The 410-nt window shown below is 40.7% G+C and carries 1 protein-coding gene; it reads left to right on the top strand.

The window, feature by feature from the left end; genetic code table 11:
- On the top strand, positions 1-410 hold a 410-nt coding region (locus tag CP370_RS09415; RefSeq protein WP_143467902.1), incomplete at both ends, for a Nif3-like dinuclear metal center hexameric protein.

Below are 410 nucleotides of genomic sequence, written 5' to 3'. Positions count from 1 at the left end.
GATTTTATTTTTGCACATCATCCAATGATGTTTCATCCCGCCAAAAATTTGGACCTGTCAGTGCCACAAAATGCCATGTATGCCAAGTTGATTAAGCATGACATTGTCGTTTATGCAGCGCATACTAATTTGGATGCAGCTGCTAATGGTATGAATGATTGGTTAGCTGCAGCATTACAACTTAATAATGTGCAACCATTAATACCAAATGCTGATGGTCAAACTGGACTTGGCAGAATTGGACAGTTAACCAAGCCCCAAACAGTTAAAGAATTTGCAACTTTTGTGCGTGATTTATTTCAGGTTAAAGCTGTGCGGGTTATTGCAAATGATTTGCAACGACCAATTCAACATATTGCTGTTTTAGGTGGTGACGGTGGGGATGACTATCCAACGGCAATCGCTGCTGG

Source organism: Lactobacillus sp. UMNPBX19 (assembly GCF_002553805.1).
In the GTDB taxonomy this organism is placed as follows: Bacteria; Bacillota; Bacilli; order Lactobacillales; family Lactobacillaceae; genus Lactobacillus.
The sequence above is the reverse complement of the archived record's forward strand: the minus strand, read 5'-3'. Positions and strand labels throughout refer to the sequence as shown.